This is a genomic window from Planctomycetia bacterium, from assembly GCA_015200345.1.
Classification (GTDB): domain Bacteria; phylum Planctomycetota; class Phycisphaerae; order UBA1845; family UTPLA1; genus PLA3.
Genome location: CP054187.1, coordinates 3,823,589 through 3,837,312, shown reverse-complemented (window position 1 = coordinate 3,837,312; position 13,724 = coordinate 3,823,589). Strand labels below are relative to the sequence as shown.

Below are 13,724 nucleotides of genomic sequence, written 5' to 3'. Positions count from 1 at the left end.
CGGCGCCGCCCAGGATCGCTTACCTAAATCGTCCGGCCTTTCTCCAACTGGATGTTCATGCCCAAGCCGCGAATCTCGTTGCACAACACATCGAAGCTGACCGGCGTGCCGGCCTCGAGCGTGTTCTCGCCCTTGACCATCGACTCGTAAATCTTCGTGCGGCCCTCGACGTCGTCGCTCTTCACCGTCAGCAATTCCTGAAGGATGTAGGCCGAACCGTACGCCTCCAGACCCCACACTTCCATTTCCCCGAAGCGCTGACCGCCGGTCCGCGCCTTGCCGCCCAATGGCTGCTGCGTGATCAACGAATACGGACCGGTCGCTCGGGCGTGAATCTTGTCATCCACGAGGTGGTGCAGTTTCATCATGTACATGTAGCCAACCGTCACCGGCTGATCGAGCAATTCACCCGTGCGACCGTCGGCCAGTCGAACCTTTCCGCCGAACGGCATCTGGCTCAAGATCAGCCGGTCCTTATCCGCACTGGCCACCACCTTCGGATCGGCCGCCTGCTCGGCAACTTTGCGATTGGCTTCTTCCACGGCCGCGTGAATCTCGGATTCCTTGCAGCCATCAAAAACCGGCGTGATCGCCTGGAAGCCGAGGATGCGCGCCGCCCAGCCGAGGTGCGTCTCGAGAATCTGGCCGACGTTCATGCGACTGGGTACGCCCAGCGGGTTCAACAAGATGTCGATCGGCGTGCCGTCTTCCAGGTACGGCATGTCTTCGACCGGGAGAATCTTCGCGATGACGCCCTTGTTGCCGTGTCGCCCCGCCATCTTGTCGCCCACGGACAGGCGGCGTTTGGTGGCCGTGTAGACCTTGACCATCTCGAGCACGCCGGGCGGGAGTTCATCGCCTCGCTTGACCTGGGCGAGCTTGCGATCGCGCTCGGCGAGGTGTTCCTCGATGCTGGCCCAGTACTTTCGATAGATCGGTTCGCATTCGTCGCGCTTGGCGACCGGCTTGACCCATTTCAGATCAAACGCCCAATTGCCCGGCTCGCCGATCTGCTCCATGACAACTTCCTGAATGTCGCTGCGACCGACGACCTGTTTCGTGTTCGGGTCGACGATCGGCTGGCCGGTCACGGCCTCCATCTCCTCGATCATCTGCCGGAAAATGCCGATGACCTTGGCGTTGAAGGCCGTGCGCATGTCCTTCATGCGCTTGTTGAGAAGCCGCTTCTGCTCCTCCGAAACGTTCGTGCGTCGGCTGAAGCGCTTGGTGTCGATCACGGTGCCATAGATGCCGCTGGGCACTTCCAGCGAATCGTTCTTGACGTCCTCACCGGCACGACCGAAGATCGCATGTAGCAGTTTTTCTTCGGGGGACAACTCGCTCTTGCTCTTGGGCGATACTTTTCCGACGAGGATATCGCCGGGGCCGACCTCGGTGCCGACCCGAACGATGCCGCTCTCATCGAGATTGCGAAGCGCTCGTTCCGAGACGTTGGGAATGTCGCGCGTGAACTCCTCACGGCCCAGCTTCGTCTCGCGGATTTCGATGTCGTGCTGTTCGATGTGAATGCTCGTGAAGGTGTCGTTCTGCACGAGCCGCTCGGAGATCAGAATGGCGTCTTCGAAGTTGTAACCATCGTACGTGAGGAACGCCACCAGGACGTTTCGGCCCAGGGCCAGTTCGCCCTGCCGCGTCGCAGGACCGTCGGCGATGATCTGTCCTTTTTTGACCTTGTCGCCCAAGGCAACGATCGGAACCTGGTTCAGGCAGGTCCGCTCGTTGAGACCCTGGAACTTGCGCAGCTCATATTCGTCCGTGTTGTCGATGACGATCCGCATTGCATCGACATAGGTGACGGTACCGTCCTGCCGCGCCTGCACCACCATGCCGCTGTTCTGCGCGACAACGCGCTCCATCCCCGTCGCCACGACTGGCGGATCGGTGATCAGCAGCGGGACCGCCTGGCGCTGCATGTTGCTGCCCATCAACGCGCGGTTGGCATCGTCGTGCTCGAGGAAGGGAATCAGCGAGGCCGACACGCCGACCGTCTGCTTGGGCGAAATATCGACGTACTCCACATCCGTGCTGTTGACGACCGCCAAGTCGCCACGGACCCGCGCCATGATGTGATCGCCCGTGACCTTGCCGGTCTTGATATCGACGGCATCGGGCGGCACCAGCACCGTCTTCATCTCTTCGTCGGCGCGCAGAAACTCACTGACTCCGTTCACCGCGTGGTTCTTGTCCACTTTTCGGTACGGCGTTATAAGAAATCCGTACTCATCCACGGCCGAGTAAATGCTCAACGAGGCGATCAGGCCGATGTTCGTGCCTTCCGGCGTTTCAATCGGGCAGATGCGGCCGTAGTGAGAAATGTGTACGTCGCGCACTTCGAAGCCCGCGCGCTTGCGGTTCAACCCGCCGGGACCCAAGGCCGACAGGCGACGCTCGTGCGTCAACTGGCTTAGCGGGTTGGTCTGGTCGACGACTTGTGACAACTCGCCGCGGCCGAAGAAATACTCGATTGCGCCGGAAATGGCCTTGGAGTTCACCAGTTCGGCGATTTTTCCAAGCTGGTCCGGCTCACGCATGCTCATGCGCTCCTGCACGGTGCGCCGCAGCTTGAGGAAGCCCTTGCGAATTTCGTCGCAGGCCAGCTCGTCGATCGTGCGCAAACGGCGGTTGCCGAGATGGTCGATGTCGTCCTCCTGCACGATGACGCGGGTCATCTTCCAGGCGTATTCGTGGACGTTGCCGATGGAGAGCTGATCCTTCTGGCCATACTTGTCGAGCACGTCGTTGGTCTTCTCAAAAGGCTCGAAGGCGATGTGGCGGGCGGCGTTGCCGAACAACTCGCGCCATTCCGACTCGACTTCGGCTTCCAGCGCCGCGGCGGCCTTCTTCGATGTTTCCTCGTCAAAGGTATAAATCTGCCCCGGGCGAGCGTAGTAATTGATGAACTCAAGTTGCGCCAGGTCCGGATGGGCGATCTTCTCGCAGTTCAGAAACGCCTCGATGCCCTCGATGATTCGCACCGCGCGGGTTCGGATCGTTGCAACAATGAAATCCCGCGCCGCCTTGTTCACTTCGCTGTCGCGACCGGGATCAGACTTCGTTCGCCCCAGCAGCGGCCGCATCACATCCAGATTGATGGTCGCCGTCGGAACCCATTCACCGGGAGCGTCATTAATGCTCCGAACCTGTCTCAGCAATTCCTTCAGCACGTCGGCGGGGGCCAGCTTCTTGCGGCCGTCGCGAATGGCATCCAACTCACCGAGGACGACGCCCTCCTTCGGATCCTTGGGCTTGTTGCCCCGGACCTGGTACGCGGCGATCTGCTCGCACAGCTCGCGTGTCCACTTGAGCACACACAGTTCAAACGGCACGCGCTTGGGGATGCTGAAACCGACGCGCTCCTGGCTGCGCAGATCAAGCAGGTAACGCAGGCAAGCGACAAAATCGGCCGTTGTGAGCGTGTTGAACGACGTCGGCAGCGACAGGCCGAACTTGCGATTGATGCGGAATCGGCCCACGCGGCCCAGGCGATAGCGATTCTCGTCGTAGAACTTCTCGTGAAAGAGCTTGACGGCCTTATCGAGCTGCGCGGGGTTGCCTGGCCGAAGCGCTTTGTAGATTTTCATCAGGGCGTCTTCGTGACTGTGGCAACTGTCCTCGGCAAGGGTATTGAGGATGAGCGGATCCGCCACGTGTTCGATCACTTCGAGCTGCTTGAGGCTGGTCGCCTGGATGCGCCCCACCGCGTCACCGATCTGGCAGCCGGCGCGAACCAGCGGCTCGCCGCGGTCGGCGACGTCGCCATCGGGCCAGACATCGGACACGACGTACATGTCGGGCTTGAGCGCCGACGTGCGGACGACCTTCGTCTGATAGAAAGCGCGGATGATCTGCTCATCGGTTCCGTAGGCATGATCCATCGCCCGCAGGAAACACGTGGCGGGAATTTTGCCGGACTGGTCGATGCGGACCGCCATGACGTCGCGTCGTGTGATGTTGATCTCAATCCAGCTTCCGCGTTCGGGGATGATGCGGCAGGCGTGCAGCGGGCGGTCGGCTTCGAGCGTCTCTTTGATGAAGTCGACACCGGGCGAGCGATGCAGCTGGGAGACAATGACGCGTTCGGCGCCGTTGATGATGAACTCGCCGCCGCCGATCATGATCGGAATCTCGCCGAGGTAGATGCGCTCCTCGGTGATCTCGTCCTTGTCCTTGCGATGCAGGCTGCATGCAATGCGCAGCGGCATGCCGTAAGTCAGACGCAACTGGCGGCACTCGTCGGGCGTGTAGCGCGGCTTGCCCAGCTCGTAATCCTTGTAATTCAGGACGATGTTTTCGTCGTAGCTGGAGATGGGGAAAACCTCTCGCAGCAAGCCCTCCAGTCCCGTCGGGGTGCGCTTCTCCGGTGGAACATCCGCCTGCAAGAAACGCTTGTACGATTCCACCTGAATGGCGATCAGGTTGGGAATCGGGAGCGCGTCACCGACCTTGCCGAAATTCCGAATCTCTCTGGATTTGATGGTCATCATGCACCCTGGTGCCGGCGCGCCGAATCGGCGACGCCTCGGAACCTGTCGTAACTCAGCGCGCAATCGCACGCCGAACCGCTCCCGCCAGCGCGGCGCCGCGCGCGGCGCGCACCACAACCTTGATCGTGGAACAGGGAAAACGTCGGCGATCGACCCGGCCAATAATCGACAAAAGTATTCTTTTACCCGAACCGAAACATCTGTGGGGACTTCCCACGCCAGGGGCCATTCAAGAAGCCGCGACCAGTCCCGCTCCCGACCGCGCTAGTTCCGCCCCTGGTGCGGAGAGACCAATCAGTATAATCCCGATAATCCTGAACGCAACCCAGACCCGCCGAGAATCTTTCCCGCCACCAATCTATCGCAAGTCGTTGTCCTGCAAATGGTTGCGAAACAAGCCGGGCGAGGCCGTCATTTCGCGCCGCTCATATCACTTCCGGAGACGGGTGTTCCTTTCAGGGGCAGCAGCAGATGGACCGTGGTACCCATCCCCTCTTTGCTTTGAATCTCAATCTTGCCTCCCATTTCTGAAATCAGTCCGTGAACCGCTGCGAGGCCCAAGCCGATCTTCTTCCCGCTGCCGACGTCCTCGCCTGATTTGGTCGTAAAGAACGGTTCAAACAAACGCTCCAACGTCTCCTTGGACATTCCGACGCCTGTATCGCGGATGGCAATGGCGGCATCGTCGCCCTGTCGTTTCATATCAATCGTCAGGGTGCCGCCGCTCGGCATGGCGTCGATCGCGTTTTGTGAAATGCTCTCCAGGACCGGCATCAAGCGCGTCGTCTCGAACGGTTGCGATGCCACGTCGTCAATATTCGTCACGATCTCGATGCGCAGCGGCTTGGCCCGGCGACGAAGCTCCTCGATGAACTTCGTGAGCAGAGGATTCAGCTCGACCATCGCGTACGTCGTGTTTTCCGACTCGGCGAACGCCGCCAATTGATTGGTGATTCGGGTCGCCTGACCGATCGACTCGGCCAAGCCGCGCAGCACGCGCCGCATCTCCAGCGGACTGTTGCTCCCCAGAACGCTGTCGATCTTCATGCTGATGCCGCCGAAGATGTTGTTGAAGTGATGCGCGACGTTGCCGGCGACGCGGCCCAGCGCTGCCATGCGCCGCGTCCGCGCGACCTCCTGGGACAGGCGCTTGCGCTCCGTGATGTCACGCATGCCCAGCGACGCCCCGATTGTACGCCCCTGCTCGTCCACGATGGGCGAAACAATCATCACCAGGGCAACGGTGTGATCCACCCCCGGCAGCTTGATTTCGATGTCCGCCGTTTCGCCCGTCGTGATCGCGCGAGAGAGCGATTCCTGAACCGTCGCACGCTGGTCGTCCGGCAGGATCTCCAAAATCGGCCGGCCCCGCATCTGTTCGGCCGTTCGATCAAACTGGCGCGAGGCGGCTTCGTTCCAGAACTGAACGTTCAGCTGGTCATCGACTGTTATAAATACAAAAGCCAAATTACGGCAGGCTGATTCAAAGTAGCGGTCCGACGTCGCCTCCATGTCGGTCACTCTCCCCGTGCGGTCGCTCCGCTGCCCGGCGCGTGCGGTTCGGGCGTCACGATCCGAAGAATCGGACTGATCACATAGATGTTTTCCCGCGATTCGGCCGCTGCCTCCGCGCCAGCCTGTGCCGATTCTTCAATGAAGAATGGCCTCGCCAGCAAGGGTCGATCATACACGGTCGGGGTCGGCCCCAAAAGCAGAAATCCGCCCGGCGGAATGGCTGCGTCGAACGAAAGCTCTTCAAACGTGCGTGAGCGGCGCTCCGGCGCCATCTGCGGCCCGCTGGGCGTCATTTCCCACCGCATCGGGCCGGGCGGCTCTTCCAATTCCGGAGTCAGGCGCAACCACAGCTCGTCGGGGTTCACCGAGCGCCATTCCAGCATCAGTCGCAATCGCGCCTTGGCCTGCACAAAATCCATGCCGTGCAGCCCTCCGGTGCGATCGAGATAGAAGACGACCTGGTGCTCGCCGCACGCTCCGATTTCCAGCTCAATGGTTCGCTGAACGTCGGGGACGACCTGATCCACCGCGATGCGCAAATCGGGAAGCGACTGCAATTCCGCCAGCAGGGCCTGACGGTGCGCCTCAAGGCCGACCGCGGCGCGGAATCCATTGTCCGCCAGGTGCATCGTGGAGGCAGCACTGGGCAGCTTGCCGGCGACCAGTTTCCAAATCGCCTCCTGCGTTGTGAAGACGCCGCGCGGCGCAGAGATTCGATGGACCTTGAACTCCACCAGTCGCCGCTCCGGACGCCGGTTGAAAACAGAAGGTTCCTCGTCCGGCCGTCGTAATGCAAGCGAATCGTCCGTCGATGGCGTTCGGCGCGCCTCGGCTCTCATCGACCCGTCATCACCAGGCGATGGCTTTTCAACGCCCCTGCAACCGGAGGCGATCCCCCAGAACGCAGTCAGAATCAGACACACGATTCGGGCGGGCCAATCTCGTGCGGCGGCGGGCGGTGTATGCGAGATCATGCTAACCAGACTGTATGACGCGCTTCCGCGACGGTCAATTCGGGCCGAATCATCCTCGCGCCAGTCGACACATTACGTCGCACCCGCGCTGGATCATCGCATCCGTTGTGGCATAGCTGATGCGAAAGTGCGTGTCCTGTGCCGAGAAAATGCCGCCGGGAATGACCAGCACGTTCTCGGCGGCGGCCGCTTCCGCGAAGGCCGTCCCGCTTGCGAATCGCCGCGGCACGCGCGGGAAGACATAAAACCCCCCGCTCGGCCGGACGATCTCAAAACACGGCTCCAGCAGCGAGCAGACGAGATCACGTTTCTTCGCATAGTCGCGCTGGTGGTGCGACACGTCGGTATCCAGCGCCGCCAGCGTGGCCACCTGGGCCATGGACGGAGCGCAGACATACGTATATTGATGCATCTTGGTCATCTCGTCGATGACTGCCTTCGGCCCGGCTGCGTAGCCCATGCGCCAGCCGGTCATGCCGTAGGTCTTGCCGAAGCCGCGCAGGACCACGGTGTGTTCGGGCGCCAAGGCCAGCGGGCTGACGTTTTCGCCGTCGTAACACAGCTTGTCGTAGATCTCATCGGAAATGAGAAGAAGATCGTGCGCCCGGGCCAGATCGGCAGCCGCCTGCACCTCGGCACGGCTCATGACACGACCGGTCGGATTGCCCGGCGAATTAATGAGAATGGCCTTGGTGCGAGGCGAGATCGCCGCCCGAACGCGCTCGACGGGAAAGGCGAAGTCCGGATAGGACGACACCGGCATGGGCCGGCCGCCAAGCATGTTTACCAAGTGGACGTACGAAACGAAGTACGGATCGAGAAAGATGATCTCATCGCCCGGATCGGTGACGGCCAACAGCGCCAGCGTCAACCCGCCCGATACGCCGGACGTGATCAGCACCGAGGCCTCGACGCCGGACGTTTTCTTTATCTCGGCGATCAGTCGCTCGCGCAGCTCCGGCAAGCCGCTGCTGGGCGTGTAACGATTCTTTCCCGCGCGGATCGCCGCGATGGCAGCCTCTTTCACCACTTCGGGCGCGTCGTAGTCCGGCATGCCGATCGACAGGTCGCACGGATCCTTCAGCCGGCCCGCCAGCTCAAAGAACTTGCGAATGCCGGAGTATTCCACTCGACGCGTTCGATCAGCCAGTCGCCGGCTGTAGTCCATCGCGCGTTACTTCTTGCCTGCGTCCTTCTTGGCATCCTTTGCCGGCGCTGCCGCAGCCGGCGCAGCAGCCCCGGCCGCAGCCCCCGCGGTCTCGTCCTTGGCCTTCTTGACCTTGGCGGCAACCGCTGCCTTGCGATGCGCGACCTTGCGCAGGCCGATCGGACGACTTTCGCCCGGTTTGAACTCGTCCAAGTCCTGTAGCGCCTTGATGCGCTCGGTCCGCGTCAGCACATTGCGATGACGCGACAGCGACGCCTTGCTCTTGAGGGATCGATCCATGCTCATGGTGTCACACACTCCTCGATACTTGTCTTACATCGGCTCGCCGGACTGCGTCACGCCGTAGCTCACGAACAAGCAGCCCTTGAACTGGTACGGCCCGCCCTGTTTGCGATATTCCTGGCCCAACGATTCGATTTTCCGGCGGAACGCCTCGCGCGACGCCGCGTGCTCCTTGCTCGGCGGGTACCCCTGTTCGGCAAACAGCACAAACCCGTTGCTCTTGCGCCGCGCGAACGTCCGAATCCCGCGCTGCAACAGAAACTCCCTTGCATCGGCCACGTCCCTGGCCAGTTGTTCGCTGTCTCGCTCGCGCGTCACGCGAAACGATTCAATCTGCAAGTAATTCAAATTCTCCGGCAGCGCCGCAGCAGCCGAAGCCCCGTTTGCCGGTTCAACGCCGACCGCTTTGTTCAACGCTACCTGGGCCGCCTCGCCCTTGGGAGCCGCCGATTGGAGCATGTGCTCCAGGTCCGCGTTCTGCCCGCCGGCCACTTCTCGTGCGACAGCCGTCTTAACTTCCGGTGACGCCACTTTGCTCTTGCCCAGCGGCGAACGATGCGATGCGCTCGGCGCCGAGTCCGTCACCGCCGCGACCGTCGCCAGTTCGGCCTTGCCATCGCCCCGCCCGCGCCCCAACGAGTATCCCACCATGCCGACCGCCACCGCCACACCTGCGAACAACAACGCGGTCGAAGTCGTGAGTGGAATCCGCCGAGACGGATACGCTGCCGGGTTCGCCGCCCGACGTTCCGCTTCGATGCGCTTGGCTTCGAGACGGGCGACCTTCGCCGCCTGACGGGCCCGACGCAATTCTTCTTTCTCGGCGCGACGCGCTTCGTGCCGTGCCTTCTTTGCTTGTTCTGCCGCTTCCGCCTCACGACGGGCTTGTTCCGCAGCCTGTCGCGCTGCGGCCAATTCCGCTGCCGCTTCTTCCTCCGTCATGGGCTGGGCCACCCCGGTCACAGGGGCCGTTAGCCCGCCCAATGGGCCGACCGACGCCTGCCTGCGATGACCGGCCGCGTCGTTATGATGACCGGCTCCGCGCACGGGCACCGCCGGCGATCGCAAGCCGCCCACGTTGCGCTTGTTCAACACCTCAAAGAGGGTTGGTCCTCGTCTCTTGTATGCCACGGCTTCCTGCCTTCTTCCGGGGCCGAACATGCGACGGCGAAAGTCTTACGCACGCCCCCGTTTCCTGTTCGCACAAGTTTAACCGAATGGCTCAAGCTTTCAACAACCCCTGAAAAGATACTGATTTAAAGCACTTCTGATCAACCAGCCGACCCCGGTGGGAGGAGTGAGCTGCTCCGAGTAAACGTGGACGTCTCGCCGCGGAATTATCAAGCCAGATGGAGGCGTTCAGCAGACCGGAGAACAGGTCGTTCGGTAAACAGCCTACGCTGCTTTCTCGGCGTCAGTGGGCGTTTTGTCAAGAATGTCGCTCAACACGCGGTCGGTCTCAATGCCCTCGGCCTGGGCCTCGAAGTTCAGCAGAACGCGGTGCCGCAGTGCCGGCAGATAAACCTTGCGAATATCGTCAAAGCTGACGTTGTACCGCCCGTCGAGCAGGGCCTGGACCTTGGCGGCGAGGATGACGGCTTGCGCCCCGCGCGGGCTGGCGCCCCAACGGACGTAGCGGTTTGTCTGTTCGGTGGCGAAGGGGCCGTGGGGATGCGTCGCAAGAACAAGCCGCACGGCGTAATCCTGCACGTGCGGCGCGGTGACGACGCGCTGAACGAGTTTCTGCGCGCCGACGATCTGCTCGCCGGTCATGACGGGCTTGATGTCGGGCTTGTGGCCGGTGGTGGTGCGCTGGAGGATTGTGCCGATCTCCTCGCGCGAAGAATACTGCACGATGAGCTTGAAGAAGAATCGGTCGAGCTGGGCCTCGGGCAGCGGGTAGGTGCCCTCCTGCTCGATGGGGTTCTGCGTGGCCATGACGAAGAACGGCGCTTCGAGCGTGTGGCGCTCGCCGGCGACGGTGACGGTCTTCTCCTGCATGGCTTCGAGTAAGGCTGATTGGGTCTTGGGCGTGGCGCGGTTGATTTCGTCTGCGAGGATCATCTGCGCGAAGAGCGGACCGCGCTGGAACTCGAACCGCCGGCGGCCGGTCTCCGGGTCTTCGATGATGATGTTCGTACCGATGATGTCGGCGGGCATGAGATCGGGCGTGAACTGGATGCGCGAGAAATTGAGCTTGAGCGCATCGGCCATCGAGCGGATAAGGTAGGTCTTGCCCAATCCGGGAACGCCCTCGAGCAGTGCGTGACCGCCGGTGAAGAGACAGGTCAGCACACCCTCGACGATCTCGGCGTGGCCGACGATGGCCTTTCCGATTTCATCGCGGACGAGTTTGAACTTGCCGCGAAATTCTTCGGTGGCCTTGGCAATCGCCGGGTCAACTTGTGCCGCCATGCAGGAACTCCTGACGCGATCGGTCGCCTGTGGCGGCGATCAGCGGATCGCCGAATCGTTCGACCGTCTTGCCACCGGATGGCAATGACTCGAAGCGCCCTTCGCGGGCTTCGGCCATCCGTCACTTCGTCAGGGTGGATTCTGACGGTTTTGGGGGGAATTGAGAAGGCGCGTCGATCAAGGCTCCGGAATTCGCCAGATGGCAGCGCAAACCTGCCGGGAGGAAGACGGCGCGTCACTCGCGCAACCAGTCGATCACCCATTGATATGCACCGATTCCGAGGGTGTTGACGTCTGCGGTGGTTGGAGCGAGAGGCCGCCAGAGTCATGTTTTCGGCACCTTCCGCAGGACCGGCTGGCGGATGGGTCTCCGCCGGCGGTAGTCGGCGCAAGCCAAGGCGCAACACCGGCGACGGCGCAGCGCAGTGCCGCTCACAAGGACTTGCGAGCTTGACGATCAGATTGAAAGAAACCTCGGCGCGGAGAGAAGGCGCCGGCCGGGCAGAATCGCCCAGGGAGGGAGCAAATCAGGGATTGCCAAGAGGACGACGCGCGCCGCTTTGCAGGCGCAGTCGCTCGCGACGCGTTCGACGATCAAACAGCGCGGCAAGATTCTCCAGCGCGTAACCCAGAATCGGGCCGGGATCCTTCGCGCGGATGAGTTGATAGGCCGTATCACGGTCGAAGAATCGAAACCAGCTCGGCCACGTGGAGAAGCGCTGCTTGTTCGAGACGCGCAGGAACCAGAGCAAGTCGCCTGGAAGAAATCGGAGGAATCGATTCTTCGGGTAGTCGGTGACGGGCTGGACCGCTTCACCGCGCGCCAGTCGCAGCATCATTCCGGGGAAGTCAATCCCGATTGAACAGCCCATGTTGAAGCTCTCGGGAAAGCGCGGGTTGATCTCCATGAGCTTCGCGACGCGATCGCGCGGGTCGTCGACAAAATCGAAATCACAGAATCCCGTCCACTTCAACTCGATCAGCATGCGGCGTGATAGTTCGATGATGTCCGGGCGATCCGCCGAGAAATTCAACACGCTGCTGCCGCCATCAGGCGGATACATGCGCGTCTTGCCATAGACGACGCCGGCGAGCACACGTTGCTCGTCGCCCACGAGCATGTCCACCTTGTACTGCATGCCGCCGGGCGGAACGAAATCCTGCACGTAGCAGACGCCCTGCTCGGCGCTGATGCGCGTGTAGTTCTCGCGCAGTTCGTCCGCGTTGTAACACCAGGTGATCCCCCGCGCGCCAACGCCGACGCTCGGCTTCACCAAAACAGGCCAACGTTCAATGCGCGGGATCACGGCCCCGATCCCGCCTTCGTCCTCCGGAAACCACGAATCGGGGATGGGCACACCCGCGCGCTGCGCCGCCTTCATCGTCGGGATTTTTTCGTACGCCTCGCGGAAGTTCGACAACGGCGGGATCAATAACTTCGTGAACCGCCGCAGTTCCTCTTGAATCTCGCAAACCGCCAGCGCGCCGTAATGCCCCACAGCGAAGAGCATTTCAAACCGCCGCCGCTCACACAGCGCGAGCAGCCATTCCTGAAACTCACGCTTGCGATCGCGCGGCGATGGATAGACGTGTCGCTCCCGGCAACGCCGGCTCATGAATCCGCTGTTGAAGCGCTTTTCGCTGCCGCACGCCACGCGCACACCGGCCCGCGCCATCGACTCGATCACCGGCAAAGACGCCTTGGTCTGCGATTCCATCACGAACACGGTGGGCCTTACCGGCGCAACGTGCCGTGGAACCAATCGCGGATCGCGCTGTGAAGCGTCAGACATTGTCCGAGTCACCAAAGGTCAGGTGCCAGTCATTCATCGATGCGGGCTCGCGCGGGAGGCCCGGCACCCCGGTGGGCCGATACACAAAATGAAACTGCTTGGGCATCACCGCGCGAGGAGGAAGGCGATACCCTTCTTCACGCAGCGCATCGTTCAAAATCAGGCTCGTTGATTGACACGTCGCAATGGCGCAGCCCAGTCGCCTGAATTCGGTATCCGCGGCGGCAATCAACGCCCGCAACACCTGCGAATCCTCCGCGACGACATCGACGATCAATCCGATTTCCACACCCATTCGCGGCTGACTGGTCGTGCAGATCGCGCCAACGAGGCGACCGTTCTTTCCTGCGATCAGCGTTCGATACATCGAAAGCGGACCCGAGTGACGCCAGTTCCAGTAGGCCGCGGTCCGACGAATCATGCAACCGCCGGCGAGCCGGGCGAATCGCTCGCTCACCGCCTCAAGCTCTGTCGAAACGCTCGCCGTCGCCGCCAACTCAATTGCTGCGCTGCCGTTCGACCGACTGCGCCGGGAGAACAACAGATCGGGAATCCAGCCGACGAGCCGCCCCAAAGGCCCGATCTTCGAGGCGAGCAGCTTGCCGCCATCGAGCACCTTCATCCACATGGGAATGCAGCCGGGATACTTCCAGTCGCCGAACTTGAGGAAGCCCGGCAGCGACGCATCGTTCGGCAGCGTCATGCAGAACTGCGCCCCGCGCTGCGCCGCGAGGTCGTTCGACGCGTCGATCAGGGAGCGAAAGACTCCCTTGCGCCGGTGGTCCGGATGCGTTACTACCCCAGTATACATCGCGCCGGTCAATCGCACGTCGCCCCACTGCCAATCAAAGAACGACACCGGTTGCACGCCGATCAACTGCCCATCGTGTACGGCCGCCACGATGGTCGCGGCGAAGCCGGCGTCGTTCAGGTATCGCCATTGCCAGTATTCACTCGACGCACCTTGGTAACGCTCGCCCGGCAGCGAGCGCACGAGCGCGAGCAGGGATTCCAGTTCCGCAGCCTCCGCAAGCCGAATTGTCCAGTACCGATTTGCCAAGGTCGGATCGAT

9 protein-coding genes are annotated in these 13,724 nt (G+C 61.9%); all 9 read right to left on the bottom strand.

Going from position 1 to position 13,724, the window contains the following annotated elements:
• Positions 1 to 23: 23 nt before the first annotated feature.
• A complete protein-coding gene (gene rpoB, locus HRU71_15670) occupies positions 24 to 4,505 on the bottom strand; it encodes a DNA-directed RNA polymerase subunit beta (GenBank protein ID QOJ04840.1) in 4,482 nt (1,493 codons plus the stop codon).
• A 411-nt stretch (positions 4,506 to 4,916) separates the two neighbouring features.
• Positions 4,917 to 6,017, bottom strand: coding sequence for a PAS domain-containing protein (locus tag HRU71_15665; protein QOJ04839.1), 1,101 nt, complete (start codon positions 6,015 to 6,017; stop codon positions 4,917 to 4,919).
• Between the two features lie 5 nt (positions 6,018 to 6,022).
• Complete coding sequence (locus HRU71_15660; protein QOJ04838.1) at positions 6,023 to 6,754, bottom strand: hypothetical protein; 732 nt, start codon at positions 6,752 to 6,754, stop codon at positions 6,023 to 6,025.
• 289 nt (positions 6,755 to 7,043) lie between these two features.
• Positions 7,044 to 8,162: an aminotransferase class I/II-fold pyridoxal phosphate-dependent enzyme gene (locus HRU71_15655; protein ID QOJ04837.1), complete on the bottom strand. Its 1,119-nt coding sequence runs from the start codon at positions 8,160 to 8,162 to the stop codon at positions 7,044 to 7,046.
• A gap of 6 nt (positions 8,163 to 8,168) precedes the next feature.
• Positions 8,169 to 8,447: a small basic protein gene (locus tag HRU71_15650; protein ID QOJ04836.1), complete on the bottom strand. Its 279-nt coding sequence runs from the start codon at positions 8,445 to 8,447 to the stop codon at positions 8,169 to 8,171.
• Between the two features lie 27 nt (positions 8,448 to 8,474).
• A complete protein-coding gene (locus HRU71_15645) occupies positions 8,475 to 9,575 on the bottom strand; it encodes a hypothetical protein (GenBank protein QOJ04835.1) in 1,101 nt (366 codons plus the stop codon).
• Between the two features lie 264 nt (positions 9,576 to 9,839).
• Positions 9,840 to 10,859: a MoxR family ATPase gene (locus tag HRU71_15640; GenBank protein QOJ04834.1), complete on the bottom strand. Its 1,020-nt coding sequence runs from the start codon at positions 10,857 to 10,859 to the stop codon at positions 9,840 to 9,842.
• Positions 10,860 to 11,386: 527 nt separating this feature from the next.
• Complete coding sequence (locus tag HRU71_15635) at positions 11,387 to 12,577, bottom strand: ATP-grasp domain-containing protein (GenBank protein ID QOJ04833.1); 1,191 nt, start codon at positions 12,575 to 12,577, stop codon at positions 11,387 to 11,389.
• A gap of 67 nt (positions 12,578 to 12,644) precedes the next feature.
• Positions 12,645 to 13,712, bottom strand: coding sequence for a GNAT family N-acetyltransferase (locus tag HRU71_15630; protein QOJ04832.1), 1,068 nt, complete (start codon positions 13,710 to 13,712; stop codon positions 12,645 to 12,647).
• Positions 13,713 to 13,724 lie beyond the last annotated feature (12 nt).

Coding starts and splice junctions, on each gene's coding strand:
- rpoB (QOJ04840.1), bottom strand. CDS start 4,505: ATGATGACCATCAAATCCAGAGAGATTCGGAATTTCGGCAAGGTCGGT.
- HRU71_15665 (QOJ04839.1), bottom strand. CDS start 6,017: ATGGAGGCGACGTCGGACCGCTACTTTGAATCAGCCTGCCGTAATTTG.
- HRU71_15655 (QOJ04837.1), bottom strand. CDS start 8,162: ATGGACTACAGCCGGCGACTGGCTGATCGAACGCGTCGAGTGGAATAC.
- HRU71_15650 (QOJ04836.1), bottom strand. CDS start 8,447: ATGAGCATGGATCGATCCCTCAAGAGCAAGGCGTCGCTGTCGCGTCAT.
- HRU71_15640 (QOJ04834.1), bottom strand. CDS start 10,859: ATGGCGGCACAAGTTGACCCGGCGATTGCCAAGGCCACCGAAGAATTT.
- HRU71_15635 (QOJ04833.1), bottom strand. CDS start 12,577: ATGGAATCGCAGACCAAGGCGTCTTTGCCGGTGATCGAGTCGATGGCG.